Source organism: Dechloromonas sp. ARDL1 (assembly GCF_051122455.1).
GTDB lineage: Bacteria > Pseudomonadota > Gammaproteobacteria > Burkholderiales > Rhodocyclaceae > Azonexus.
In genome coordinates this window covers 2,059,771-2,082,280 of record NZ_CP168939.1, presented here as the reverse complement: position 1 = coordinate 2,082,280, position 22,510 = coordinate 2,059,771, and the positions used below count along the sequence as shown (strand labels likewise).

At 65.0% G+C, this 22,510-nt stretch carries 27 protein-coding genes and 2 riboswitches; of the genes, 4 read left to right on the top strand and 23 right to left on the bottom strand.

What is annotated here, in order from left to right:
• From AB6Q56_RS10255 to AB6Q56_RS10160, 20 genes are all read right to left on the bottom strand, one after another.
• Window positions 1–2,115: a TonB-dependent receptor gene (locus AB6Q56_RS10255; RefSeq protein WP_434516947.1), complete on the bottom strand. Its 2,115-nt coding sequence runs from the start codon at window positions 2,113–2,115 to the stop codon at window positions 1–3.
• Window positions 2,116–2,244: 129 nt separating this feature from the next.
• A riboswitch (cobalamin riboswitch) is annotated at window positions 2,245–2,506 on the bottom strand.
• A gap of 49 nt (window positions 2,507–2,555) precedes the next feature.
• Entirely contained in the window at window positions 2,556–2,921 is a 366-nt protein-coding gene (locus AB6Q56_RS10250; protein WP_434516946.1) for a (2Fe-2S) ferredoxin domain-containing protein, read from the bottom strand.
• Complete coding sequence (gene cobJ, locus AB6Q56_RS10245) at window positions 2,911–3,909, bottom strand: precorrin-3B C(17)-methyltransferase (protein ID WP_434516945.1); 999 nt, start codon at window positions 3,907–3,909, stop codon at window positions 2,911–2,913. The genes AB6Q56_RS10250 and cobJ overlap by 11 nt, the downstream gene beginning before the upstream one ends.
• The gene (locus AB6Q56_RS10240; RefSeq protein WP_434516944.1) at window positions 3,906–4,301 is read right to left on the bottom strand and encodes a cobalamin biosynthesis protein; all 396 of its coding nucleotides are present in this window, start codon (window positions 4,299–4,301) and stop codon (window positions 3,906–3,908) included. The genes cobJ and AB6Q56_RS10240 overlap by 4 nt, the downstream gene beginning before the upstream one ends.
• 274 nt (window positions 4,302–4,575) lie before the next feature.
• Window positions 4,576–5,310, bottom strand: a complete 735-nt coding sequence (locus AB6Q56_RS10235) for a cobalt-precorrin 5A hydrolase (RefSeq protein WP_434516943.1) — start codon at window positions 5,308–5,310, stop codon at window positions 4,576–4,578.
• A 38-nt stretch (window positions 5,311–5,348) separates the two neighbouring features.
• Entirely contained in the window at window positions 5,349–6,149 is an 801-nt protein-coding gene (gene cobI / locus AB6Q56_RS10230) for a precorrin-2 C(20)-methyltransferase (protein WP_434516942.1), read from the bottom strand.
• 30 nt (window positions 6,150–6,179) lie between these two features.
• Window positions 6,180–6,728, bottom strand: coding sequence for a GNAT family N-acetyltransferase (locus tag AB6Q56_RS10225; protein ID WP_434516941.1), 549 nt, complete (start codon window positions 6,726–6,728; stop codon window positions 6,180–6,182).
• Entirely contained in the window at window positions 6,725–7,069 is a 345-nt protein-coding gene (locus tag AB6Q56_RS10220) for an antibiotic biosynthesis monooxygenase family protein (RefSeq protein ID WP_434516940.1), read from the bottom strand. The genes AB6Q56_RS10225 and AB6Q56_RS10220 overlap by 4 nt, the downstream gene beginning before the upstream one ends.
• A 3-nt stretch (window positions 7,070–7,072) precedes the next feature.
• Complete coding sequence (cbiE, locus tag AB6Q56_RS10215; protein ID WP_434516939.1) at window positions 7,073–8,365, bottom strand: precorrin-6y C5,15-methyltransferase (decarboxylating) subunit CbiE; 1,293 nt, start codon at window positions 8,363–8,365, stop codon at window positions 7,073–7,075.
• Window positions 8,362–8,781, bottom strand: a complete 420-nt coding sequence (locus AB6Q56_RS10210) for a GNAT family N-acetyltransferase (protein WP_434516938.1) — start codon at window positions 8,779–8,781, stop codon at window positions 8,362–8,364. The genes cbiE and AB6Q56_RS10210 overlap by 4 nt, the downstream gene beginning before the upstream one ends.
• Window positions 8,778–9,956 (bottom strand): cobalt-precorrin-5B (C(1))-methyltransferase, encoded by a 1,179-nt coding sequence (locus tag AB6Q56_RS10205; protein WP_434516937.1) that lies wholly within the window; start codon window positions 9,954–9,956, stop codon window positions 8,778–8,780. Before AB6Q56_RS10205 ends, AB6Q56_RS10210 begins: the two co-directional genes overlap by 4 nt.
• An 18-nt stretch (window positions 9,957–9,974) precedes the next feature.
• On the bottom strand, window positions 9,975–10,658 hold the full coding sequence (locus AB6Q56_RS10200; RefSeq protein WP_434516936.1) for a precorrin-8X methylmutase: 684 nt from the start codon (window positions 10,656–10,658) through the stop codon (window positions 9,975–9,977).
• Between the two features lie 16 nt (window positions 10,659–10,674).
• Window positions 10,675–11,604, bottom strand: a complete 930-nt coding sequence (locus tag AB6Q56_RS10195; RefSeq protein ID WP_434516935.1) for a sirohydrochlorin chelatase — start codon at window positions 11,602–11,604, stop codon at window positions 10,675–10,677.
• Window positions 11,597–12,388: a precorrin-4 C(11)-methyltransferase gene (cobM, locus tag AB6Q56_RS10190; protein WP_434516934.1), complete on the bottom strand. Its 792-nt coding sequence runs from the start codon at window positions 12,386–12,388 to the stop codon at window positions 11,597–11,599. Before cobM ends, AB6Q56_RS10195 begins: the two co-directional genes overlap by 8 nt.
• A 31-nt stretch (window positions 12,389–12,419) precedes the next feature.
• Window positions 12,420–13,298, bottom strand: a complete 879-nt coding sequence (locus AB6Q56_RS10185; RefSeq protein ID WP_434516933.1) for an energy-coupling factor ABC transporter ATP-binding protein — start codon at window positions 13,296–13,298, stop codon at window positions 12,420–12,422.
• Window positions 13,295–14,035, bottom strand: a complete 741-nt coding sequence (cbiQ, locus tag AB6Q56_RS10180; RefSeq protein WP_434516932.1) for a cobalt ECF transporter T component CbiQ — start codon at window positions 14,033–14,035, stop codon at window positions 13,295–13,297. The genes AB6Q56_RS10185 and cbiQ overlap by 4 nt, the downstream gene beginning before the upstream one ends.
• The gene (locus AB6Q56_RS10175) at window positions 14,025–14,345 is read right to left on the bottom strand and encodes an energy-coupling factor ABC transporter substrate-binding protein (protein ID WP_434516931.1); all 321 of its coding nucleotides are present in this window, start codon (window positions 14,343–14,345) and stop codon (window positions 14,025–14,027) included. Before AB6Q56_RS10175 ends, cbiQ begins: the two co-directional genes overlap by 11 nt.
• The gene (locus AB6Q56_RS10170; protein WP_434516930.1) at window positions 14,342–15,019 is read right to left on the bottom strand and encodes an energy-coupling factor ABC transporter permease; all 678 of its coding nucleotides are present in this window, start codon (window positions 15,017–15,019) and stop codon (window positions 14,342–14,344) included. The genes AB6Q56_RS10175 and AB6Q56_RS10170 overlap by 4 nt, the downstream gene beginning before the upstream one ends.
• Before the next feature lie 131 nt (window positions 15,020–15,150).
• Window positions 15,151–15,360: riboswitch (cobalamin riboswitch) on the bottom strand.
• Window positions 15,361–15,427: 67 nt separating this feature from the next.
• The gene (locus AB6Q56_RS10165) at window positions 15,428–15,922 is read right to left on the bottom strand and encodes a DUF411 domain-containing protein (RefSeq protein ID WP_434516929.1); all 495 of its coding nucleotides are present in this window, start codon (window positions 15,920–15,922) and stop codon (window positions 15,428–15,430) included.
• Window positions 15,916–16,389, bottom strand: coding sequence for an ankyrin repeat domain-containing protein (locus AB6Q56_RS10160; protein ID WP_434516928.1), 474 nt, complete (start codon window positions 16,387–16,389; stop codon window positions 15,916–15,918). Before AB6Q56_RS10160 ends, AB6Q56_RS10165 begins: the two co-directional genes overlap by 7 nt.
• A gap of 101 nt (window positions 16,390–16,490) precedes the next feature.
• Here AB6Q56_RS10160 and AB6Q56_RS10155 point away from each other — a divergent pair, with 101 nt between their 5' ends.
• On the top strand, window positions 16,491–16,799 hold the full coding sequence (locus AB6Q56_RS10155) for an acylphosphatase (protein ID WP_434516927.1): 309 nt from the start codon (window positions 16,491–16,493) through the stop codon (window positions 16,797–16,799).
• Window positions 16,800–16,827: 28 nt separating this feature from the next.
• Here AB6Q56_RS10155 and AB6Q56_RS10150 read toward each other — a convergent pair whose 3' ends face one another.
• Genes AB6Q56_RS10150 through AB6Q56_RS10140 form a run of 3 tightly spaced genes read right to left on the bottom strand, consistent with a single transcriptional unit; the run spans window position 16,828 to window position 18,666 of the window.
• Window positions 16,828–17,277, bottom strand: coding sequence for a MaoC family dehydratase (locus AB6Q56_RS10150; protein WP_434516926.1), 450 nt, complete (start codon window positions 17,275–17,277; stop codon window positions 16,828–16,830).
• 19 nt (window positions 17,278–17,296) lie between these two features.
• The gene (locus tag AB6Q56_RS10145) at window positions 17,297–18,265 is read right to left on the bottom strand and encodes a CapA family protein (RefSeq protein ID WP_434516925.1); all 969 of its coding nucleotides are present in this window, start codon (window positions 18,263–18,265) and stop codon (window positions 17,297–17,299) included.
• On the bottom strand, window positions 18,262–18,666 hold the full coding sequence (locus AB6Q56_RS10140) for a hypothetical protein (RefSeq protein WP_434516924.1): 405 nt from the start codon (window positions 18,664–18,666) through the stop codon (window positions 18,262–18,264). Before AB6Q56_RS10140 ends, AB6Q56_RS10145 begins: the two co-directional genes overlap by 4 nt.
• Window positions 18,667–18,959: 293 nt before the next feature.
• Between AB6Q56_RS10140 and AB6Q56_RS10135 the strand changes: the two genes are divergently transcribed.
• From AB6Q56_RS10135 to AB6Q56_RS10125, 3 genes are read left to right on the top strand one after another with little or no spacing between them, the layout of a single operon-like run.
• On the top strand, window positions 18,960–21,128 hold the full coding sequence (locus AB6Q56_RS10135; RefSeq protein WP_434516923.1) for a TonB-dependent siderophore receptor: 2,169 nt from the start codon (window positions 18,960–18,962) through the stop codon (window positions 21,126–21,128).
• A 5-nt stretch (window positions 21,129–21,133) separates the two neighbouring features.
• The gene (locus AB6Q56_RS10130) at window positions 21,134–22,276 is read left to right on the top strand and encodes a PepSY-associated TM helix domain-containing protein (protein ID WP_434516922.1); all 1,143 of its coding nucleotides are present in this window, start codon (window positions 21,134–21,136) and stop codon (window positions 22,274–22,276) included.
• The gene (locus tag AB6Q56_RS10125) at window positions 22,273–22,467 is read left to right on the top strand and encodes a hypothetical protein (RefSeq protein WP_434516921.1); all 195 of its coding nucleotides are present in this window, start codon (window positions 22,273–22,275) and stop codon (window positions 22,465–22,467) included. Before AB6Q56_RS10130 ends, AB6Q56_RS10125 begins: the two co-directional genes overlap by 4 nt.
• The last annotated feature ends 43 nt before the right edge of the window (window positions 22,468–22,510 follow it).

Below are 22,510 nucleotides of genomic sequence, written 5' to 3'. Positions count from 1 at the left end.
TCAGAACTTCAGCTCGGCGACGAGATCGAAGCGGCGCGCCTGGCCCAGCACGAACTGCTGACTGCCGTAGGACGTGGTGGCATAGACCTTGTCCGTCAGGTTGCGGCCGAAGAGGCGCAGCGTCGTCCGGTTATCCACCTTCCAGGCGAGGGCGGCATCGGCGACGACATAGCCGGGCAAGGCGACGGTGTTGGCATTGTCGGCGTAACGCTTGCCGACGTAGCGCCCGCCGAGCGAGGCCTGGAACGGGCCGAAGCGGTAATGGCCCCACAGGTTGGCGACCTGTTCCGGCACGTCGGTGGGCCGATTGCCGGCGCGGCTGCTACCGTCGCTGTCATACAGCACATCGTAGCGAGCCTGAAGGATCGTGTAGTTGCCCTCGAAGCGCCAGTTTTTTCTCGGTGCGATGGCGGCGCTCAATTCTACGCCTTGCGAATATTGGCTACCACCCTGTATCCAGCGCGATGGACTCGCCGGGTCGCGGCTCAGGATGTCGTCTTTATCGATGCGGAACACAGCAGCGGTCCATTCGCCGAGGCCGTTGCCCAGACTTTGCTTGACCCCGGCTTCAACCTGACGGCCCTTGGTCAGCGAGAAATCGCGGTTGGCGACATTGAGCGTGACGATGCTATCGATGGGGTCATGGCCGGCGCTGGCCTGTGCGTAGAGGCTGGTGGTTGCAGTCAGATTGTGTGTCAGGCCGAGTCGCCAGGCATTGCCGTTGAGCCTCTTGTCGAGTCCGCTGCTGCTGACCAGGCTGCGGCGCGAGACGTCGGCCGTGTCGTAGCGGAAGCCTGCGAGGAGCAGCCAGCGTTCGGCGAGTTGCCAGGCATCTTCGGCGTAAAAGGCGTTGAGCGTGGTCTCCGTATCGAATTTCGGGAAGGTCAGGTCGCCGCCGAGAAAACTCCCATGCGCAGGGTTGTTCGCATTGACCGTCGTGCTGCCGGTGAACGCGAAGTTGTTGGTGTTGCGGAAATTGACCTTGGCGACTTCCCAGCCGAAGACGGCACGATGCTGCTCATTGCGGAGGGCGGCTTCCAGGCGGTTGCCCGTCTGCTCCATATTGTGTTTGATTTCAAGGTAGTCCGAGCGGTCCACTGTACGGGGCGACGGGTTGAGGCTGTATTGCTCGAGATTCTTCCAGTGACGATTGGCCTCGAAGTAATAGAGCTCGTTGCGCAGGGTCAGCCAGTTTGTCGCATTCCACTCGACGCGGCCGCGCAGACGCTTGTCTTCGTAGGCGATGGTGCTGTCCTCGACGTTGTAGTTTTCGCGGCGCAGGCTACTGTCGATACGGCCGTTGTTCAGGGGCGTGCCCCAGTAGCGTTCGGGTCTTTGCTGGCTGTAGTCGGCGATAAGCTCGATACGCAGGTTGCTGCTGGGTTGCAGGCGCACGGTACTCATCAGCTTGCCGCCACTCGCTTGGCCGAGATCGCGCTCGCCGTGGCTGAGGTGGCCGTAGGTATCGACCCGGAAACTACCGATCTCGCCGAACCCGCCCGTACCGCCCAGTCCGGCCTGGGCGCTGCCGTCAGTGCCGATGCCGAACAACGCTTCCGCGCTGGCGTTGCGGCTGGGTGCCTTGCGTACCGCATTGATTGTGGCGCCTACCGTGCCGCTGCCGAAAACGACGGATGCCGGTCCACGCAGGACTTCAATGCGCTCATAGCCCCAACTGTCGCTGGGGTGGGTTTGCGTTCCGGCACCGGTGGACAGGCGTACACCATCCTCGGCAACACCAACGGAATTCGGACCGGAAAAGCCGCGTGCCGAAAACGACAACCCTCCATTGCCGCTGGCGCCGATGCCAGTCAGGCCGGTACTGCGGGTAATGGCGTCCATCACCCGGTAATCGCCGCGTTCCCGGATATTGTGGCTGTCGATGGCTTCGACGCTGGCCGGGGTTTCGCGTGTGCTCAGGCCGGTTCGGCTGCCGGTGTTGTTCGGCTGATCGAGGCCGAGGCCGGCGACATCGCGGCTGGCGCTGACGGCGACGGCGGGCAGCGTGGTTTCGGCATGGACGGCGCCGAGGCCGGCCAACGCACCGGCCACAGCGAGTGGCAGTGGGCGCAACGAACGAGGGAAGCTGGCGGGGCGGCGGATTTTCATCAACATGGTCAAACTCCTTGGTTCGACCGTCTGCCCGCGCATGCCGGCACGGCATGGTGTTGGCCCATGCATCGAATGCCGCATCCGCAACCCCGCAGACGGTCAGTTACACCTTGCCGGCCCGCCGGTGGGCGGTACGGCACCTTGCAACAGGCCGGTCTCCGGGCTTGCAAGTCTTGATGCATCGCCTTCCCGCAAGACCCGCGCGCACTGCCTGCCGGCAATGCCACGGCGTTCTTCCAGTGGCTGGCGATCCTGCAGGATCGCCGTGATGCACCCGCACTTGCTTACCGTTGCGGGGGCAGCCGGGGAATTGCGACCTTGCTGCGGTCGCGCACCCCGTTCCCGTTTCACCCGACGCCTTGCGGCGGCGGGCACCTGTTGCCAATGTGTCCGGCGCTACATCCCGTTTCCCCGCCAGGCCGGACGCCGGCGGGGCGCGTATTTCATTCTCCTGATCCGTTGCGGTGGAAGACGAGGTCTTCGACGACCCGGCCGTTCTTCAGATGTTCTTCGACGATGCGATCCATATTCTCGTCAGTGACGTTGTAGTACCACACGCCATCGGGCTGCACGGCGACGATCGGCCCGCCCTGGCAGGCGGCGACGCAGCCGGTGCGGGTGCGCTTGACCCGGGCCGGACCGGCATCGACGCCGAGACCGGCGGCGCGGAACTTGGCCTGCAGGGCGTTGAACAGCGCTTCGCCCTCGCCGTTCTGCGTGCAGCGCGGGCCGGTGCAGATCAGCACCTGCCGGCTATATTCGCGAATCGTCGGCTTGACGATGTCGTCGGCGTCGCGCTCAGCCTTCAATTGCGTTCTCCTCGCCTTCGGGCGGCACCTCGCTGGCCAGCACGGCGGCAATGTAGTCTTCCGGCAGCCGGTATTCGGCCGCCAGTTCGGCGGCGCTCTTGCCGCTCGCCTGAATCGCCGCCATCCAGCCGTTGAGGCCGGTGGACAGCGAACGACCGGCCTGTTCGCCGTCGTGCGTGTTGCGCTCGCCGTCTTCCACCGCGTACTTGTTGGCGTAGCCGCGCGGGGTGACCATCAGGCCGTGCTTGACGAAGGTGTTGGAATTGCCGATCAGCACCGTCGATAACATGCCGATGTCGCACTCGTTCATTTTTTCCAGCGTCGTGAATTCGATGCGCTGCTTCGGCCGGTAGCCGGACTTGACGATGGCGACCGGGGTTTGCGGATCGCGGTGGCGCAGGAAGAGGCGCTGGGCTTCGACGATCTGCTGCGTACGGCGGCCGCTCTTCGGGTTGTACAGCGCAACGACGAAGTCGGCGTAGGCCACGGCATCGAGGCGGCGGGCGATGGTCGGCCACGGCGTCAGCAGGTCGGACAGCGAAATGGCGCAGAAATCGTGCGTCAGCGGCGCACCGACCAGCGCCGCGCAGGTGTTGAGCGCCGAGGCGCCGGGAATGATCTCGACCTCGATCTCCGAATCCGGCGTCCACCCGGCCTGGAACAGCACCTCGAAGGTCGGCCCGGCCATGCCGTAGACGCCGGCATCGCCCGAGGAAATCAGCGCCACCTTCTTGCCCTGGCGGGCGCGGTCGAGCGATTCGATGGCGCGGTCGAGTTCCTCGGTCATCGATTTCTTGATCACTTCCTTGCCCTCGACCAGGTCGGCGACGAGGCGGATGTAGGTGACGTAGCCGATGATCGTGTCGGCCTCGGCAATGGCGGCGCGCGCGCGCGCGGTGAGGTGGTCGTTGCTGCCCGGGCCGAGGCCGACGAGCATGATCTTGCCGGTTTTCACGGTGGCGGGGGCGACTGTTTCAGGTGCGTTCATTGGGGAATCCTTGCAATGGAGACGGTGGCGTTGCGGCCATCCGGGCCGCGCAGCTTGTGTTTTTCGATGATCAGGTGGCTCTGGTCGGTGCCGGCGACGAGAATGGCGGCAGCTTCCGAGACGGAGGGGGTGCCGGTGTACTTGCGCACGGTTTCGGACGGGTTCGGTACCTCGACCTTGGCCAGTTCGGTGGCCGGGTAGAAGCGGATCGTCCAGCCGTTGGCCTGGGCGACTTCGGCAAGGCCGATTTCGTCGGCCTTGAGATCGATGGAAGCGACGGCCCACACGTCGGCCAGCGCGGCCGTGGCTTGGGCCAGCGCTTCGGCGATGCACTGGGCGATGGTGCTGGCGGGGGTGCCGCGGTCGCAGCCGAGGCCGAGGGCGATGTTCATATCCTCCCTCCGTAACCAAGCGTGGTACGGAGCGCCCCCTTCCCCATCGAGAGCGCCGAGCAGCGCAGAGCGACCGGGGGCAGTCGGTTTGCAATGTTTGAGCCGCAGGCGAGTTTTGCAAACCGCCCGGTTGATCGAGCAGCGCAGGGAACCGGGCCAACGGCCCGGCGCGAACGCTGGGGTCGCCTTTCTTTGCTTCCTTTCTTTGGCGAAGCAAAGAAAGGAAGACGCCGCTCAACGGCGGAAAGCAGCGGTTGAAGCGCTTGCATGTACGTCATTGCGGCCGATAAACCACACGCCGTCCGGCAAGTTGCGCGGCGATGCCGTCCGGCATGGCGCGCTGGCTGACCCACAGCACAGCCGCAAACCGATCCAGCGGCACCTCTTCGAGCTTGCCGAACTGCGTCACATTGGCCGGCAGCGGCCCCTTGCGGCCGTTGGCATGGTTCGCCCACCAGTCGGTACTGCCCGCTTCCTGGACCAGTGCCACGGCTTCGTCGTTCACCATCGCCGCGCTGCAGCGGACAATTTCGTCGTGGGTGGCCTCGAATTTCCAGCCCAGTTCGCGGCCGAGCAGGTCGACGGCGATGGTTTCGCGGGCGTCCGAGGCGGTGGTCAGAACCGCTTGCGCACCGAGTGCGGTGGCGAGGTGGCCGGCGAGCTGATTGGCGCCGCCGAGGTGGCCGGAAAGCATGGGAATGACGAACTTGCCGGCTTCGTCGATGACGACGACGGCCGGATCGGTTTCCTTGCTCTTCAGGTGGGGCGCGATGAGGCGGACGACGGCGCCGAGCGAGACGATGCAGACGATGCCGTCGAAGGCGGCGAACAGCGCCGGCACCTGGTCGCCGACCTTGCCTTCGTAGCAGTGGAAGGCGCCGGGGGCGGCATGGCCGCCTTCCGTGCTGAATTTTTCGGGACAGAAGAGCTGGGCACCGGGCAGCGCGGCAACGACCTTGCCGGCCAGGGCGATGCCGTGCTTGGTGATCGAGACGACGGCGATTTTCATGGGAAGGGTTCTCTGTTGGGGTTGGTTTTTATGGGTTTTCAGGCGGCGGCCGTGGCGGAAACATCGACGGCTTCCTTGCGCTTGCGGCAGCCACGGCGCAGTTCGCCACGCTCGCGCTTGGGGTTCTGCACGAGCATCAGCGACAGGTAGTTAACTTTTTCGCCCTTCAGGCTGGCTACGTCACGCACGATGCGTTCGTCCGGCGAGCCGACCTTTTCGATGAAGACCGAGGTGGTCAGCAGCTCGCGACGTTCGAGCAGTTCGATGACCTCATCCACCAGCGGCTTGACCTTGAGCAGGGCCAGGGTGTCGAACTCGTCGAGCAGATGGTCGATGACCTCGACGCCATAGGCGGCCGGGATGATGGCGAAGGTTTCGTCTTCCTCGGCCAGCGTCACGCCGGTGGTCGCGGCGGCGGCGGCGAAGGAGGAAACGCCGGGAATGGTCTCGACTTCAACCGCCGGCACCAGCTCGCGGACGACGCGGGCGAGGTGGCCGAAGGTGGCGAAGGTCGAGGCATCGCCTTCGACCAGGAAGACGAGGTCGCGGCCTTCGGCGAGCAGTTCGACGGTCTGCACGGCGGCGCGGCTCCAGGCCTTGGCGAGGATTTCGGCGTCGCGGGTCATCGGGAAGACCAGCTCGACCGCATCGCCCGGCACGACGATGCCGCCGCGCTCGACGATGGACAGCGCGTAGGATGATTCCTCGGCCTTCTTGACCGGGTACAACCAGCGGGCGCCGGATTGCAGCGCAGCCCAGGCGCGGCGGGTGATCAGTTCGGGGTCGCCGGGGCCGAGCGAGGCGCCGATCAGCTTGCCGTAGCGTTTTGGTTCAGTCATGCGGGTTCTTTCAGTCGAAAAGTACGGTGTTCAATGGGCTTGCCAGGCATCGCGGGCGAGGCGGTACCAGCAGTGCTCGCGCAAGGGATGACCGGCCGGTACGGCCGGGTGCTCGAAGGTTGTGGCGGCCCGGTGCATGCCCAGGCGGGTCATCACGGCTTGCGAGCGGAGGTTGCCGAGAGCGGTGAACGCGACCACCTCATCCAGCGCCAGATCGTCGAAGGCGAAGTGCAAGGCCGTGCGCGCGGCTTCGCTGGCGTAGCCTTGTTGCCAGAACCGACGGGCCAGTCGCCAGCCGATTTCGACGCAGGGCGAGAACGGCAGTTCGGCTACCGGCCGGTGCAGGCCGACAAAGCCGATGAATTCCCCGGTGGCCTTGATTTCCGTGGCCCAGAAACCCCAGCCTTGCGTGTCGATCAACTCCCGGCAGCGTGTAGCCAGCGCATCGCTTTCCGCCGGCTTGAGCGGCGCGGGAAAATGCGCCATCACCTGCGGGTCGGCATTGAGCGCCGCGAAGGGGGCGAAATCTTCGTCCCGCCATTGGCGTAGACGCAGACGCGGGGTCTCCAGTGACGTCATGCGGCGCCTTCCGAGACCCGTTGCCGAGAGGTCGGCAGCCCCGTCAGCCGGTTGTCGCCATAGGTACGCAAGACCTGGGAGACGATGACTTCGTAGCCATCCAGCCACTCAGCCTGCGCCTGCTTGGCTTCAAGGTGCCGGGGGTGTTGCATCAAGGCTTGCAAGGCATCCAGCGATTCCCAGTAGTAAACGTTGGCGAACAGCCCGGTTTGCGGGTTTTCCCACGCTTCTTCGCCGAGATAGCCGGGAATGGTCTTGGCCGCCTCGGCGATGGCTTGATCCAGTTGATGAAAGCGCGCATCGAACTGCTTCTTGCCGAAAATGAAGGTGGAGGCGTACATGGCTTATGCCTTGGCCGCCGTGACCACCCACACCGGGTTTTGCGCGGCGAGGCGGTGCATGTCGAGGATCGGCTGCGAGCGGCTGGCCTGGAGCTGGACGACATCCCATGCCGCGCCCTTTTCCTTGAGCGTGGCGGTGGCGGTGGCGAGGTTCTCCAGCGTCACGAAGTTCATCACCAGTCGGCCGCCGGGTTTCAGGCGGGCGAGGATGAGGCCGATCAGCTCGCCGAGTTCGCCGCCCGAGCCGCCGATGAACACGGCGTCGGGGTCGGGCCAGGTGTCGAGCAGGGCCGGGGCCTTGCCTTCGCACAGCGTGTAGTTGCCGATGCGGAAGCGCTCGGCGTTGGCGCGGGCGTTGGCGGCGTCGCCTTCGTTCTTCTCGATGGCCCAGACGTGGCCGTGCGGTGCCAGACGGGCGCATTCGAGGCCGACCGAACCGGAACCGGCGCCGATGTCCCAAACGAGGGCGTCGGGTTTGAGGCGCAGCTTGGCGAGCGACAGGGCACGCGCTTCCTGCTTGGTGATCAGGCCTTTTTCCGGCGAACGCTGGATGTATTCGAGGTCTTCCAGCCCGAAGCTCGGTTGGGCGGCATCCGGCGTGCGCTCGACGAGGACGACGTTGGGCTGCGGGAAAGTCATGTGCGCTGCCTCGGCCGGAGTGAGTCCGGTGTGGATGATTTCATCGTCGAGCAGCAGGCGGCAGGCGACCGACAGCGTCGCGTCTTCGCCGTAGCCGGCGGCGATCAGCGCCCGCGCCAGCCGGTCGGGCGTGTTCTCCGGGCCGGTGAACAGGGCGACGCGGGGATGCAGCGCAATGGCCCGCATCAGCTTGTAGAGGCCGTGCTCGGGCGTGGCGCCGACAAACCACTCGCCGGCATCGGCGCTGTGGCAGGTCGAGATTTTCACGTCCTGCCAGGCCGTCTTGAAGCGGGCAAAGGCGAGTTGCAGCGTCGATACGGCGGGAATGATCGCGAAGCCATCGCGGCCGAGCTTACCGGTCAGCCACGAGGCGATGCCGTGGCAGAGCGGGTCGCCGGTGGCCAGCGCGACGGCGCTTTTACCCTGAGCGCGGGCATCCAGAATCCAGCCGGCGACCTGGCCGAGCTTGCCGTCCATGTCGAGTATTTCTGCTCCGGTGGCCAGATGCGGTCGAACCAGATCGAGCGTGCGCCCGGCGCCGATCACCACGTTGGCCGTCGCCAGTCGCTGGCGGGCGGTATCGGAAAGGCCGGCCCAGCCGTCGTCGAGGATGCCGAGCAGGGTGGCGGTCAGCGGTGTTTTTGTTTCGGGCGTCATGGTTTTCTCAACATCCAGGCGCGTGGGTTGTGCTCGAAACCCAGCTTGGGGTAGTAATCGTTGGCCTTGGGGGCGGCGAGCAGCACCAGCATGCAGCTTGCGCCGAGACGGCTCTGGGTTTCCTCGATCAGTCGCTTGCCGATACCCTGCTTCTGGTAATCGGCATCGACCGCCAGATCGGCCAGATAGGCGACATAGCTGAAATCGGTCAGCGAGCGCGCGATGCCGACTAGCTGCGTACCATGCCAGGCCGAAATGGTCAGGTTGGCATGCTGGAGCATGTCGGCGAATGCCTCCGGGCGGTCGACCGGCCTCCGTTCGCCGAGGGTGGAGCGGCGGTAGAGCGCGATGGCGGTGTCCACGTCGATGGGTTCATTGACGCGATACGCGATCTCGGATGACAGGGCGAGGCTCATGCCGCATCCTCTTCATCGACCCGGCAAATGAACTGGCCTTCGAAGTCGCAGACCAGCACAGCGAGGTGGTAGTCGCCCGGATAATGGCCCTTGAGGCTGCGGATGGCCTTTTTCGCCAGCTGGCGGTGGAATTCGACGGCCAGGCCGAGCTTGGCCAGTCGTTCGGCGGCAAAGCGGGCGGTTTCGGCGGCGCGGATTTCCTCGATCAGGTCGTCCGGGGCGCCGACTTCGCGCGCCGAGTCGGCGAGGATGTCGCGGTCGACTTCGGCTTTCCAGGCATGCGTCACGGCGAGACCCTGGCACATCTTGGTCAGCTTGCCGACCATGGCGCCGATATAGACGTGCGGCAGCTTGCGCTTGATGGCGCTGGTGAAGGCCGCCTTGACGAAGTCGCCCATCTGCACGAAACAGGACTCGTCGAGTTCCGGCAGCTGCTTCATCGCGAATTTCTCGGTGCGGCCGCCGGTCGTGAAAACGACGCTGGTCTGGCCCTGCCTGGCGGCGACATCGACCGCCTGCACGACGCTGGCGCGGAACGCGGCGGTCGAATAGGGACGGACGATGCCGGTGGTGCCGAGGATGGAAATGCCGCCGAGGATGCCGAGGCGGGCGTTGAGCGTCTTTTTCGCCATCTCGTCGCCGCCGGGGACCGAAATGGTGACTTCCAGCCCGTCGTGGTCGAGCAGTTCGCCGGCCACCGCGCGCACGTTGTCAATGATGTTGCGGCGCGGCACCGGGTTGATCGCCGGGCCGCCGACTTCGAGGCCGAGTCCATCCTTGGTCACGACGCCGACGCCGAAACCGCCCTTGAGCACGACTTCACCGGCGTGGTGCTTGAGGATGCGCACGTCGGCGGTCATGTGCGCGCCGTGTGTCGCGTCGGGGTCGTCGCCGGCATCCTTGACGATCACCGCGTGCGCCAGCCCGGCGCTTTCCTCGACACTGCCGTCGGTGACGGCAAAGCTCACGTCCTGGCCATTGGGCAGCCGGCAGACAACGGTTTCCGGCACTTCGCTCTGCAGCAGCCCGAGCGTTGCCGCCCGCGCCGCTGCTGCCGAGCAGGCGCCGGTGGTGAAGCCGGTGCGGTTGCCGCGCTCGCGCTTGGCGTCGCCCTTGCGCACTTTTTCCGGTTTGGTTGCCGCGTCGAGCGCGGCAACCTTGTTTTCTTCGCTCATCGTGTGTTGGCCAAGGGGTCAGGCGACCTGTTTCTTCTGCGCCGCTTCGGCCAGCGACAGCATGGCGTGGATGGCCGCGACGACCAGCGTCGAGCCGCCCTTGCGGCCCTTGATGGCGACCCACGGCACTTCGCTGACCGTCATCATCAGGTCCTTCGACTCGGCGGCCGAGACGAAACCGACCGGCATGGCGACGACCAGTGCCGGGCGCACGCCTTCCTCGCGGATCAGGCGGACCAGTTCGATCAGCGCGGTGGGCGCATTGCCGATGCCGACGATGGCCCCGTCCAGCTTGCCTTCGCGGTGCGCCTTGCGCATGGCTTGCACGGCGCGGGTGGTGTCTTCGGCCTTGGCCTGCTCGATCACATCCTCGTCGGAAATGTAGTGGTGCGTGGTCAGGCCGAAATGCTTGAGGCGCGGCTTGGAGAGGCCGACGCAGATCATTTCGACATCGGCGACGATCGGCGTGTTGCCCTTGAGCACGGCCTGGAAGCCGGCAGTCATTGCGTCCGGATGGAAGGCGGTCAGGCCGTTGAATTCGAAGTCGGCGTTGGCGTGGATCATCCGGCGCACCAAGGGCCATTGTTCGGCGGTGTAGCCGTGCGGGCCGGCTTCGGCATCGATGACGGCAAACGATTCGTGCTCGATGGCGCGGCCGGCGGCGGTCAGTTGTTCGGTGGCGGTATTGAATTGGGTCGTCATGCTCGTCTCCGTGCGATCAGTCGTGTTTGTGTGAACAGCCGTGATGATGCGCATGGCCGTGATCGTGTCCTTGATGGTGATCATGGCCGTGCGCGCAACCGCCGCCGGTGGCGGTGTGGCTGTGATCGTGCAGATGTTCTTCCTCGGCCAGTTCGCGGTATTTGCAGCCGTCGCATTCGAGCATGCCGCCGGCCGGTTGTTCGCCATCGACCTTGGTGTCGAGCAGTTCGAAAATGCCCTTGTCGAAGCCGAAATGCGTGCCGAGCGCGAAACTGATTTGCGGGTACTGGCGTTGCAGGCGTTCAACCTGCTCCTTGATGCGCTCGATCAGCACGCCGGTGAACAGATAGACCGGGATGATGGCGATCTGCATCATGCCCAGCCGGACCTGGCGCTGGACCATGGTTTCCAGGCGCGGCCAGGTGACGCCGGTGAAGGCGAGGTCGACCAGTTCGTGGTCGTTGTCCTCGAAAATCCAGCGCGCCATCTTGGCCAGTTCGCCATTCGCCCCGGCGTCGGACGAGCCGCGGCCGAGCAGGATGACGCCGGTGGTCATCGGGTCCGGCATGGCCAGTTGCTTCATCAGGCGTTCGAGTTGCCCCTGCAGCACGGCGAAGATCTCGCGCCCCATGCCGAGGTGGCGGGTGACGACGAACTCGACGCCTGGATGGCGTTCGCGTGCTTCTTCCAGTGCGTGCGGCAGCTCCATCTTGACGTGGCCGGCGGCGTTGAGGATGAAGGGAATGGCGACAACCCGCCGGGCGCCCCGCGCGGCGCGGTCGAGGCCTTCGTCGAGCAGCACGTCGGCGTGCTCGATGAAGCACACCTCGATGCGCCACTCGGGATGGCGCTCGCGCCACTGGGCGGCGAAGTTGATCGTTTCCGTATTGCCTTCACGGCCGCGCGAACCATGGCCGACGAGGAGGAGGGTGGTGTCGTTAGTCATTGGGTTTCTCAGATGCCTTGCGGAAGCGGTGCGTGAAGGTGGGGTCGTAGAGCTTGGAGCGGATCAGGTCCGGCCAATCGGCGGCGCCCAGCGTCGGGCTGGCGACGATCATGGCCTGGCTGGCGATTTTCTCGTCCTGGCATTTCCGCTTGATGTCCTTGATCGTGCCGCGCACGATTTTTTCCTCGCCCGGCCAGCTCGCTTTCTGCACCACCAGGATCGGTGCATCTTCAGACCAGTCGGCGGCGAGCAGCGCTTCCTGGACCTTGTGCAGTAGCGTGATCGACAGGTAGATGCAGAGCGTCGACTTGTGCGCGGCCAGCGATTCGAGATCTTCGCCGGGCGGCATCGGCGTCCGGCCGGCAACCCGGGTCAGGATCACGGTTTGGGTAACTTCAGGCAGGGTCAGCGTCTCGCCGGCGGCGGCCAGCGAGGCCATTGCCGAGGAAACGCCCGGGACCACCGCCCATTCGATGCTGGCGGCGGTCAGCGGCCGCGTCATCTCGATCAGCGCGCCGTAGAGGCCGGGGTCGCCGGTTTGCAGGCGGACCACGGTTTCGTGCTTTTCAGCCGCCGCGATCAGCCACTCGGTCATTTCCTCCAGCGTCATGTCTTTGGAGTCGCGGATTTCGCAGCCCTCGGGCGCGAACAGCGTTGCCGCCTGGTCGACCAGCGAGCCGGCGAACAGCACCGCGCCCGATGCTTCCAGCAGCTTGCGGCCCTTGACGGTGATCAGGTCGGGGTCGCCCGGGCCGGCGCCGACAAACCAGATCTTGCCGGCCATCAGGGCTTGCTCCGGCAAGCCGTAGCGTGGTTCAGGCGATAGTGCATGGTTTTTCCTCGGGTTGAAGCGCCCCGGGCAGCATCGCCAGCAGGGCATCGGTTGAGCGGGGGCGCGGCTCAGCGGGTACCAGGCCTTGCGCGGCGAGCCGGGCATGGAGCGGGATTACCGACGGCAGCGGCAAACCGGCGGCGGCCAGTTCGGCGGTCCGTTGCGGCAGTTCGCCGGCGGGAAAGCTCGCCACGCAACGCCCGGCCGCCATGATGTGAATGTGATCGGCCCAGCGGTAGGCGAAATCGACATCGTGCGTGGACAGCAGGATGCTCATGCCCTGCTCGTGCAGATCGTCGAGAATCGCCAGCAGGTCGGCCTGCATGGCCGGGTCGAGGCCGGCCTTGGGTTCGTCGAGGACCAGCAGTTCGGGATGCATGGCCAGCACGCCGGCAATGCAGACGCGCTTTTTCTGCCCGAAGCTGAGTTGGTGCACCGGTCGTTCGCCGATTTCGGCCAGGCCGACGGCCGCCAGGGCTGCGGCGACGCGCCGGCGCACGGTGTCGTCGTCGAGGCCGAGATTGAGCGGGCCGAAAGAAACGTCCTCGGCGACGCTGGCCGAGAAGAGCTGGCGATCCGGATTCTGGAAGAGCATGCCGACCCGGCTGCGCAGTTCGCGCAGTCCGTTGCGCCCGTAGTCGACCGGCTGGCCGGCATAGCGCACTGTGCCGCTGGTCGGGCGCAACAGGCCGTTGGCATGCTGGAACAGGGTTGTCTTGCCCGAGCCGTTGGCGCCGAGCAGCGCATTGCGGCTGCCGCGCAGGATGTCCAGCGAACAGCCGTCCAGGCCGGTGTTGCCGTCGGCATAGCGAAAGGCTACCTGCTCGAATTGCAGCAGGATGTCGTCGCGCGGCAGCGTCATGCCAGTTGCCCGATCATGATGAGCAGCGTCCCGCCGGCGAGTGCCAGCAGGCTGTCGCGCCGGGCGTGCGGGAAGGTTCGCGCCATGAAGCGCAGCGGTCCGTCGCTGTTGCGGGCCTGTGCGGCGACATGCAGCGCCTGGGCGCGTTGCCAGACCTGCACGGCGAGATTGGCGATCAGTCCGCCCAGCGAACGCCAGGCATGGCGACGCGTGGCGTAGCCGAGACGCGCCGTCTGCGCGGTCACCGTGTCATGCACCGTCGCCGAGAAAACCGACAGCATGCGGTAGCCGAGCACTGTCAGGTCGAGCAGTAGCGCCGGGGTTTTCAGGCGGCGGAGCAGGTCGATCAGGTCCGGTAGCGGCGTCGTCAGGACCAGCAGCAACAATGCAGCGAGCGCGGCCAGCGAACGGCTGCCCACCTGCCCGAGCTGCGCTCCGGCGTCGGGTGCTCGGGTCAGTGCCAGCCCGCCGCCGTCGACGCTGCCCAGCGACAAGGCGAGCGACAGGCTGCTCAGGGCGAGAAAGAGAAGGGGCGCTGCCGCCGCCCGCAGATAGGTCGGGATGGGAACGCCGGCAGCCAGGCGGGTGACGGCGAACAGCAGGCCGGCGACCGCCAGCGCGCCGCCCGGCGTCGGCGCGGCAAATGCCGCAACCACGCCGGCCAGCGCAAACAGCCCCTTGGCGACCGGCGAGACCGGCCGCCAGCGGCTGACGCAGGCGGCGTGCTCAAGGTGCATCGTCACCCTTTTCGGCGGCGCGCCGGTACTTCTCGCGGGTGACCGACACCCCGAGCCAGTAGCCGATGATGCCGGCGCCCAGCGCCGCCTGCAGCGCGAACAGCAGCGACTCGATCTCCTTGCCCGGCGGCGTCAGGATGGATTCGAACCAGGGGCGGTAGTTCGGCGCCAGTTCGCCGATGGCCTGTTGGCCCTGGGTGTCGGAGCCGCCGAACAATTCGGCGTCCGGGTCCGGCTTTTGCACCAGCCACAGGGGGAGGGCGGTGAGCAGCACGACCCCGAGCAGCAGCAGGATGGTTCTCGGCTTCATGCTTTGACTCCGCCTGGTCCGGACAGCCGCAGCGCCAGCAGTTCCTGCGCATTGAAGCGGCGCAGGGCGTTGAAGATCAGTACGGTGAGCAGTCCTTCGCTGATCGCCAGCGGAATCTGGGTGAGCGCGAAAATGCCGGCGAACTTGACGAAGGCGCCGACAAAACCGCTGATGGGGTCGGGGAAGGCGAAAGCCAGCTGGCCTGCGGTGGTGACGTAGGTCATCAGGTCGGCCAGGCAGGCGGCGAGAAAGACGGCGACGCTGCACGAGGCGCGGCAGGCGGTGGCGAGCCGGAACACGCCAGCCGCGACGAGGGGGCCGACGACGGCCAGCGAGAACAGGTTGGCGCCCAGCGTGGTCAGTCCGCCGTGGGCCAACAGCAGGGCCTGGAAGAGCAGGACGACGAAGCCGATCGGCGCCATCGCCGCCGGTCCGAACAAGATGGCGCCCAGCCCGGTGCCGGTCGGGTGCGATGAGCTGCCGGTCAGCGACGGCAATTTCAGGGCGGACAGAACGAAGGAAAAGGCGGCGGCGACGCCGAGCAGCATGCGCAGTTCCGGATGCTCGCGCAGCCGGCGATTGACCGAATGGATGCCGTAGGCGACGAAAGGCACCGCCGCCAGGCTCCAGCCCACGGCATGCTCGACCGGCAAAAAACCTTCCATGATGTGCATGATTCATCCCTCAGCAAACATCGAAACATGCCAAGGGGGATATGACGGATGCGGGACGGATGGCGGCGTGTACCCGGAGTGGATAAGCAACGGCAAGCCAACTGCACCTTTCCCTTTACCCCGGAGAAATGGCACGACATTGGTTTCAGGCCGGTCTTCTGGCTCGCCTTCAATCTTCTCCACCGGCCTTCCCATGCGATGCGCACAGTGGCGTGGGGTGGAGTCGTCAGGCCTACAGCAGCGGGGGCTGCGCCGGACTGTCTGCTTGCGCAGCATCACCGGCTTCCCGTTTCACCTGCCCCACGACTGTGAGGTCAGGCACCTAAAACTGCACTGATTCTACTCTGAAACTTTCTGGGGGATAAAGCTTTTCGCCGCGTGCGTGGCTGGCAAACCGCCCGGCGCGGCTCAGTGCCGGGCGTAGATGGAGGTCTTGCCGTCCTTCTTAACCAGCAGGGTTTCGTAGAACTCGCGCCGCACGCGGGGGGCGACGGCGCTGTCCTTTTCCAGCACGGTGCAGGCCGTTTCGCAGGTCGGGCTGGAGAATTCGCGGCCGGGCGCGCCGAGCGGCAGGCCGGGAACCGCCAGGCCCAGCGCCTTCGGTTTTTCGGCGAGCAATTCCTTGATCTGGTCGGCGTGCACATGGCCTTCAATGAAGTAGCCGGCTACCAGGCCGGTCGGTACGGCCTCCAGGTCACGCGGTACTTTCAGGCGGCGTTTGACGGCTTCCATGTCGTCCGTCTGCGTCACTTTCACGGTGAAGCCGTTCTGGCGCAGATGCTCGGCCCATTCGATGCAGGCCAGGCAGACCGTCGGCGTATAGACCTCGATGACCGGCAGGGGCTGGGCGGCGGCGATCTTGGCGCAGAGCAACGCCAGCAGCAGGGCGAAACGCTTCAGCATGGCTTGCCCGCCTTGCAGCCCTTGAGTATCCACAGCGAGATGATGCCGGCGGTTTCGTCGGCCTTGACCTTGCGTGCCATGGAGCCGGCGTCACGACCGTTGTCCGTCTTGGCCAGCGGGTCGGCGCCGGCCTCGAGCAGCAGTTGCGTGTGCGTCGTGCGGCTGCCGTAGGCCGCCATGTGCAAAGGCGTTGCCCCTTCGTTGTCGCGCGCATTGGGGTCCGCCTTGGCGGCGATCAGCACCTTGAGCGCACTGGTGTCCGGGTTCATGGCTGCAAGATGCAGCGGCGTCGAGCCGAGTTCTGTGCGAACGTCGCGTTGCTTGGGGTCGGCCGCGAGCAACTTGCTGACTTCGGCTCCGGTTCCGGTTCTTGCCGCGTCATGGATCGGCCGGTCGTGGCTGGTGGGCTGGCTGAAGGCCGGTGCGCTGACGAACAAGGCGAGCAGGATGGGCAGCAGTTTTTTCATGGGCGTGGCGCTTGGGTCGGGAGGATCATTGTTGCGTTAGTCTATTGGACAATCCTTGATCTGTCGCAGTTTCGTTATTCCCTAATATAATGATTCCATTGATGAATTGGCGGAAAACGGAGGCGATGGAGATGGGGAGTATTGCGCGTCACCTACGCATCGAGGGGCGGGTGCAAGGGGTCGGTTATCGTTGGTCGATGTTGGAACAGGCTCGCGCCCTGAGGGTCAATGGCTGGGTTCGCAATCTTGGCAGCGGCGATGTCGAGGCCATGCTGGCCGGCGAAGAGGAGGCGGTCCTCAAGCTGATTGCCTGGGCGCAGCGCGGCCCGGCCCATGCCCGGGTCGAACGGATCAACGTATCCATCGGCAGCGGCGACTTCACGGATTTCGCGCAACTGCCCAACGCTTGAAACGCGGCCAAGCTGCGGGGCGATTCGCCTAGCCCGTCTTGCGACGGAGCAAGTGATTGACGATGAAGGACAGCACGACTTCGCCACGCTGATTGATCGCGTGATACTTCAAGCGGGCAATGCCGCGATCCGGCTTGGAATTCGAGGGCCGTACTTCCAGCACCTCGATTTCACTGTGCAGGGTATCGCCCGGCCGCACCGGCGCCAGCCAGCGCAATTCGTCGATGCCCGGCGACCCCATGCTCGATTCGGCCAGCACGCCGGACTGGATGAAGAGGCGGAAGCAGATGGCCAGGCTCTGGAAGCCGCTGGCGATCAGCCCGCCATATGGCGAATCGGCCGCCGCGTTGGCGTCGAGATGGAAAGCCTGCGGGTCGTAGCGCCAGGCGAAGTCGATGATTTCGGCTTCGGTCAGCGTCAGGCCGGGCGAGGTAAAACGCTGGCCGGGGATGAGGTCGTCAAGGTAGCGGGTATCCATGCGGTCTCCTGAGGTCTGTCTACGGGTTGATACATTGCGCGACGGAGGTTTCTCCCCGGCTGCCGCAGGGTGTTGCTTGACCCGGGGCGGGGTGGGGCGTGCCGTCGGCGTCGATGTGGGCGGCGAGGGTTTCCCAGTGCCGCACGCCGTCGCGGTCGATTTCCAGGCGAAGCAGCCAGCCCCGGCGGCCGTTTTCGTAGTCGAAGCCGTCGAAGATAAAGTTGCCGAGGCTGTAGACGATGGGTTTGTCTTTGTAGATGTCGGCCCCTTGCGTGACGTGCGGATGGCTGCCGACGACCAGGCTGGCACCTTCGTCGATCATGCGGCGGGCGAAGGTCTTCTGGCGCTCGTCGGGTTGGGTGTTCTTTTCCCAGCCCCAGTGCATGAAGGGGATGACGTGGTCGGCGCCGGCAGCCTTGGCGGAACGGATGTCGGCGATGACCTGTTCGTCCTCGCTCCACGCGATGCCCGGCGTCTGTGGACCGCCCTCGAAGCGGCGCGGTTTGTATTCGTTGTAGCCGAGGACGGCGATCTTCATGCCCTTCTTCTCGATCCACAGCGGGCGGTGGGCTTCGGCGAGGTCGCGGCCGCCGCCGAAGCGGGCAATGCCGGCAGCGTCGAGGTGCTGGGTCGTTTCGATGAAGGCTGCCTGGCCGTAGTCGCCGGAGTGGTTGTTGGCGAGCGAGACGGCGTCGAAGCGGCCTTGAAGAACCTTCAGGGTTTGCGGCGCGGCACGGAACGACCAGATTTTGGAGGGTTGGGCCTGCCCGCCGTCGGCGACGGCGCATTCGAGATTACCGATACGGTAGTCGGCGGCTTCAAGGATGGATGCAAAGGGGGCGAGCGGATCGCCGCCTGCGGCGATGACACGGCCGGGGCCGTCATCGAGCATGATGTCGCCGGCGAAGATCAGGGTCAGCGGTTCGGCGTGCGCGGCGGCAGCCAGGCAGGTGGCGGCGAACGTCGTGGTCAGGTGTTTGAGGTTCATCGCGGCGCCCCTTCGCGGAGTTCGCACCAGTAAATCAACTCGCTCTCGCGCTTGGGTTCGTAGATGCGCTGCAGCCCGGTGAAACCGTAGCGTGCCTGGTTGCGTACCGGGTAGGGGTGGCTGGCGTGCTGCAGTGGGATCGGCGCTTCGCCGAGATCGGCGTGAATGTAGAGGTTGATGCGCGCCAGGTCGGCTGGCTCGGGCACGAAGACAATGCGGAACAGGAAGAAGGAGCCTATGGCGGTCGGTACGCCGCCATAGGGCGATGCGGTCGGGGCGCTTTCGATAGTCTGCGTCTCGCCGCCGTAGGTCAGGTGGCAGGCGACGGTTTCGGCGTGGGCAGCGGCTACGGTGGCAAAAAGCAGGCTTGAAACCAGTGCAGCGACAAGGCGTTTGGGCATGGGGGAAGTTGGCATTCCGGGTACAAGTGGCACACAGCGGTGTGCCAGTGCGGTGAGGATGTGGGTGGCATTCTACCCCGCCGTCTCCCGTGCGTTGCGTGTTGCCGGATGGAGGTGGGCGTTGGGCAGTTGTGCGGATTGATGCCGGTCGTTTGGCTGCTGCTGCCGGGTTTTCGGTCATTCGCTTGAAAATGCAATTGCGAATTGTTATCATCTAGAAATTAGCCAGCCAATCCCGTTCTCTGCGACCCGGAAAGCCAGCCAGTCGATCAAACATACAAACGGGGGCTGGTGTGCAGCGCTGCAATTCTTTTGGCAATTCATTCAGGATCAAGACTATTCCGCTGATGGTGGCGCTTGTGCTGCCAGCCTTGGCGGCGGCTCAGGAAACGAGGGGCGAGACGACGCTGTCGGCGGTCCGGGTGTCCGAGCGGGTAATGGGCGAGAAAACCGAGGGTTCCGGTTCCTATACCACCGGCAAAACGAAGACGGCCACGCCGCTCAGCCTTTCTCCACGCGATACGCCGCAGTCGGTATCGGTCATGACGCAGCAACGCATCGAGGACCAGGGCTTGTTGAACATCACGGATGTGGTCAATAACGTCACCGGCGTGTCGGTCAACCAGTACGAGACGCACCGCGCCCAGTTTCATGCGCGGGGCTTCGATATCAATACGCTGATGGTCGATGGCGTGCCGACGACCTGGGATCAGCAATGGAGCTCGGGCGAGATCATGACCGGCCTGGCCATCTACGACCGGGTGGAGGTGGTGCGCGGCTCGACAGGTTTGACAACAGGCGCCGGAGATCCGTCGGCGGCGATCAACCTGGTGCGCAAACGGGCGAGCAGCAAGGAGCTGACCGGTACGCTGCAGCTTGGCTACGGCAGCTGGAACGAAATGCGCGGCATGCTCGATGCGGCGACCCCGGTCAACGAGGCGAAGACCCTGCGTGCCCGCATCGTCGGCGAGTATGTCGAGCGTGGCAGTTGGGTGGATAACCTGGAGAACAAGAACCAGACGGTGCTGGCGACTTTCGAGGCCGACCTGACACCAAATACCCTGCTGTCGGCCGGCATCAGCCGGCAGGAAAACAGTCCGCGCGGTTCGATGTGGGGCGGCTTGCCGGTGTGGTACAGCGACGGCAGCAAGGCCAACTGGGATCGCTCGAAGACGACAGCGGCCGACTGGACGCGCTGGGATTCGACCTACGAAAACTACTTCGCGACGCTGGAGCATCGCTTCGCCAACAACTGGAAGGTCAAGGCCAGCTACAGCCATGGCGACCGCAAGGCCGATTCCTACCTGCTGTACCTGTACGGCACGCCGGATCGCACCACTGGCCTGGGCCTGTTCTCGTGGCCGGGTTCCTATCAGGTGCATACGCAGCAGGAGGATTTCGGCCTGCAGGCGAACGGCCCGTTCGCGCTGTTCGGCCGCATGCACGAATTGGCCCTTGGCTACACCTACGCCTACCAGCGTTTTACGGCCAATAGCCGGGCAGCGAGCACCTTCGGCTCGGTCGGCAATTTCAATGCCTGGAATGGCAAGAACTTCCCGGAGCCGAGCTGGGGGGCGCCCACCTATTACGGCAAGGGCGAGACGCGACAGGAAGCGCTGTTCGCAGCGGCACGCATCAACGTCGCCGATCCGCTCAAGGTGATCCTCGGCAGCCGCCTGACCCGATACGAGAAATCGGGCGACGATGCATCGACCAGCTCGTACGCGATCAAGATCAACGACCAACTGACACCCTATGCGGGGATCATCTACGACCTGAACGACAACCTGTCGCTCTACGCCAGCTATACCGACATCTTCCAGCCGCAGCAACGGCGCGATATTAGCGGAAAATTCCTCGATCCGGTCATTGGCAAGAGTACCGAGGGGGGCGTCAAGGGTGAGTTCTTCGGCGGTCGCCTGAACGCCTCGCTGGCTGTGTTCCGCATTGCGCAGGAAAACCTGGCGCAGAGCACGGGCCAGACCATCCCGGGTACGACGCCGCCTGAAACCGCCTACCGCGCCAGCAAGGGGGCGACCAGCGACGGCTACGAGCTTGAACTGGCCGGCGAACTGATACCGGACTGGAATGTCAGCGCCGGCTACACGCACTTCAAAGCAAAAGACGCGAAAGGGGCCGACGTCAACAGCATCTACCCACGCGAGCTGTTGAAGTTGTTCACCACCTATCGCCTGCCGGGCGCGTTGAATGCGCTGACCGTTGGCGGCGGGGTGAACTGGCAGGGGGCGACCTATACCTTCGTCGGTGGCGAGAAGTTCGAGCAGAAGGCTTACGCGCTGGTTAACCTGATGACGCGCTATGACTTCAGCAAACAGCTTTCCGCCCAGCTCAACGTCAATAACCTGTTCGACAAGACCTACTACGGCATGTTCGATGCGTACAACCAGTACACCTACGGTGCGCCGCGCAATGCGACCCTGACCTTGAAGTACCGGTTCTGACGGCGATGTACGGAAACCGCCTGCGCCTGTGGTCGTGGCTGCATACCTGGAGCAGCCTGGTATGCACGCTCTTCATGCTGCTCCTGTGTCTTACCGGGCTGCCGCTGATTTTTCACCACGAGATCGGGCATTGGCTCGGCACCGAGATCGAGGCGCCGGCGATGGCGCCCGATGCGCCGCGCGCCAGCCTGGACCGGGTGTTGGCAGCGGCGCAGGTACAGTATCCGGAGCGTGTCGTGCAATACCTCTCACAGGAGAAGGACGAGCGCGACAAGTGGTTCGTGACGATGACGCCGACGCCCGAGCCGACCGACGATTTCCGTTCGGTGGTCGTCGACGCGCGCAGTGCCGAGGTGCTCGGCCAGCCGCGCTTCGACGAGGGCTTCATGCGGGTCATGTTCAAGCTGCATGTCGATCTCTTCACCGGCTTGCCCGGCAAGCTTTTTCTCGGTTTGATGGGCTTGCTACTGCTGGTTTCCATCATCAGCGGCGTCGTGCTCTACGGGCCGTTCATGCGCAAGCTGGCGTTCGGCACGGTGCGCCGCGAACGTCGCCCGCGGCTGAAGTGGCTGGACCTGCATAACCTGCTGGGCATCGTCACGCTGGTCTGGTTTTTTGTCGTCGGCGCGACGGGCATGATCAATACTTGGGCCGACCTGCTGATTAAATATTGGCAGCACGACCAGTTGAGCATCTTGCTGGCGCCCTATCGCGAGCAGCCAATGGTGCACCCTGCGGAGCGCGCATCGCTGCAAAGCGCGTTCGAGGCGGTACAACGGCAGGTTCCGGATAGCGCCGTGTCGTTCATCGCCTTTCCCGGCACGGCCCTGTCGAGTCCGCACCATACGACTTTCTTCCTGCGCGGCAATGCCCCATTGACTTCGCGCCTGCTACAGCCGGTGCTGGTCGATGCGCGTACTGCAGAGGTCACGGCTGCGCCCGCCTTGCCCTGGTACCTGACAGCCTTGCTCGTCTCACAGCCCCTGCATTTCGGTGACTACGGCGGCCGAGCGATGCAGATTCTGTGGGCCTTGCTGGATATCGTCACCATCGTCGTCCTGGGGAGCGGGGTCTATTTGTGGGTGCAGCGTCGACGGCGCCCCTCTCGTCTGTCTGCTGCCGTCGCACAGTCGGAGGCGGCGGGATGAGGGGGCGTGTCGATATCTGGGTGTGGCCCACTGTACTCGGGGTGTTGACGGCCATCGGCCTGATGTCCGCCCTGTTCAGCGAAGGCGGTTTCGGGGATGTGCTGGCCGCCGTCTGCCTCGCCTCGCCCGTGGCGGTCGGTTTATGGTTCGGCTGGTTCCGCGATTCGGGAGTTGATAGGCGTGGCCGCTGAGCAGGGTATCTCTCTGCACAGTACCCTGGGGCAACAGGAAAAT

What these genes read in the sequence shown, in the direction of transcription:
- AB6Q56_RS10255 (WP_434516947.1), bottom strand. Translation starts at nt 2,115, where the DNA reads ATGTTGATGAAAATCCGCCGCCCCGCCAGCTTCCCTCGTTCGTTGCGC.
- cobJ (WP_434516945.1), bottom strand. Translation starts at nt 3,909, where the DNA reads ATGAACGCACCTGAAACAGTCGCCCCCGCCACCGTGAAAACCGGCAAG.
- AB6Q56_RS10240 (WP_434516944.1), bottom strand. Translation starts at nt 4,301, where the DNA reads ATGAACATCGCCCTCGGCCTCGGCTGCGACCGCGGCACCCCCGCCAGC.
- AB6Q56_RS10235 (WP_434516943.1), bottom strand. Translation starts at nt 5,310, where the DNA reads ATGAAAATCGCCGTCGTCTCGATCACCAAGCACGGCATCGCCCTGGCC.
- cobI (WP_434516942.1), bottom strand. Translation starts at nt 6,149, where the DNA reads ATGACTGAACCAAAACGCTACGGCAAGCTGATCGGCGCCTCGCTCGGC.
- AB6Q56_RS10225 (WP_434516941.1), bottom strand. Translation starts at nt 6,728, where the DNA reads ATGACGTCACTGGAGACCCCGCGTCTGCGTCTACGCCAATGGCGGGAC.
- AB6Q56_RS10220 (WP_434516940.1), bottom strand. Translation starts at nt 7,069, where the DNA reads ATGTACGCCTCCACCTTCATTTTCGGCAAGAAGCAGTTCGATGCGCGC.
- cbiE (WP_434516939.1), bottom strand. Translation starts at nt 8,365, where the DNA reads ATGACGCCCGAAACAAAAACACCGCTGACCGCCACCCTGCTCGGCATC.
- AB6Q56_RS10210 (WP_434516938.1), bottom strand. Translation starts at nt 8,781, where the DNA reads ATGAGCCTCGCCCTGTCATCCGAGATCGCGTATCGCGTCAATGAACCC.
- AB6Q56_RS10205 (WP_434516937.1), bottom strand. Translation starts at nt 9,956, where the DNA reads ATGAGCGAAGAAAACAAGGTTGCCGCGCTCGACGCGGCAACCAAACCG.
- AB6Q56_RS10200 (WP_434516936.1), bottom strand. Translation starts at nt 10,658, where the DNA reads ATGACGACCCAATTCAATACCGCCACCGAACAACTGACCGCCGCCGGC.
- AB6Q56_RS10195 (WP_434516935.1), bottom strand. Translation starts at nt 11,604, where the DNA reads ATGACTAACGACACCACCCTCCTCCTCGTCGGCCATGGTTCGCGCGGC.
- cobM (WP_434516934.1), bottom strand. Translation starts at nt 12,388, where the DNA reads ATGGCCGGCAAGATCTGGTTTGTCGGCGCCGGCCCGGGCGACCCCGAC.
- AB6Q56_RS10185 (WP_434516933.1), bottom strand. Translation starts at nt 13,298, where the DNA reads ATGACGCTGCCGCGCGACGACATCCTGCTGCAATTCGAGCAGGTAGCC.
- cbiQ (WP_434516932.1), bottom strand. Translation starts at nt 14,035, where the DNA reads ATGCACCTTGAGCACGCCGCCTGCGTCAGCCGCTGGCGGCCGGTCTCG.
- AB6Q56_RS10175 (WP_434516931.1), bottom strand. Translation starts at nt 14,345, where the DNA reads ATGAAGCCGAGAACCATCCTGCTGCTGCTCGGGGTCGTGCTGCTCACC.
- AB6Q56_RS10170 (WP_434516930.1), bottom strand. Translation starts at nt 15,019, where the DNA reads ATGCACATCATGGAAGGTTTTTTGCCGGTCGAGCATGCCGTGGGCTGG.
- AB6Q56_RS10165 (WP_434516929.1), bottom strand. Translation starts at nt 15,922, where the DNA reads ATGCTGAAGCGTTTCGCCCTGCTGCTGGCGTTGCTCTGCGCCAAGATC.
- AB6Q56_RS10160 (WP_434516928.1), bottom strand. Translation starts at nt 16,389, where the DNA reads ATGAAAAAACTGCTGCCCATCCTGCTCGCCTTGTTCGTCAGCGCACCG.
- AB6Q56_RS10155 (WP_434516927.1), top strand. Translation starts at nt 16,491, where the DNA reads ATGAATTGGCGGAAAACGGAGGCGATGGAGATGGGGAGTATTGCGCGT.
- AB6Q56_RS10150 (WP_434516926.1), bottom strand. Translation starts at nt 17,277, where the DNA reads ATGGATACCCGCTACCTTGACGACCTCATCCCCGGCCAGCGTTTTACC.
- AB6Q56_RS10145 (WP_434516925.1), bottom strand. Translation starts at nt 18,265, where the DNA reads ATGAACCTCAAACACCTGACCACGACGTTCGCCGCCACCTGCCTGGCT.
- AB6Q56_RS10140 (WP_434516924.1), bottom strand. Translation starts at nt 18,666, where the DNA reads ATGCCCAAACGCCTTGTCGCTGCACTGGTTTCAAGCCTGCTTTTTGCC.
- AB6Q56_RS10130 (WP_434516922.1), top strand. Translation starts at nt 21,134, where the DNA reads ATGTACGGAAACCGCCTGCGCCTGTGGTCGTGGCTGCATACCTGGAGC.
- AB6Q56_RS10125 (WP_434516921.1), top strand. Translation starts at nt 22,273, where the DNA reads ATGAGGGGGCGTGTCGATATCTGGGTGTGGCCCACTGTACTCGGGGTG.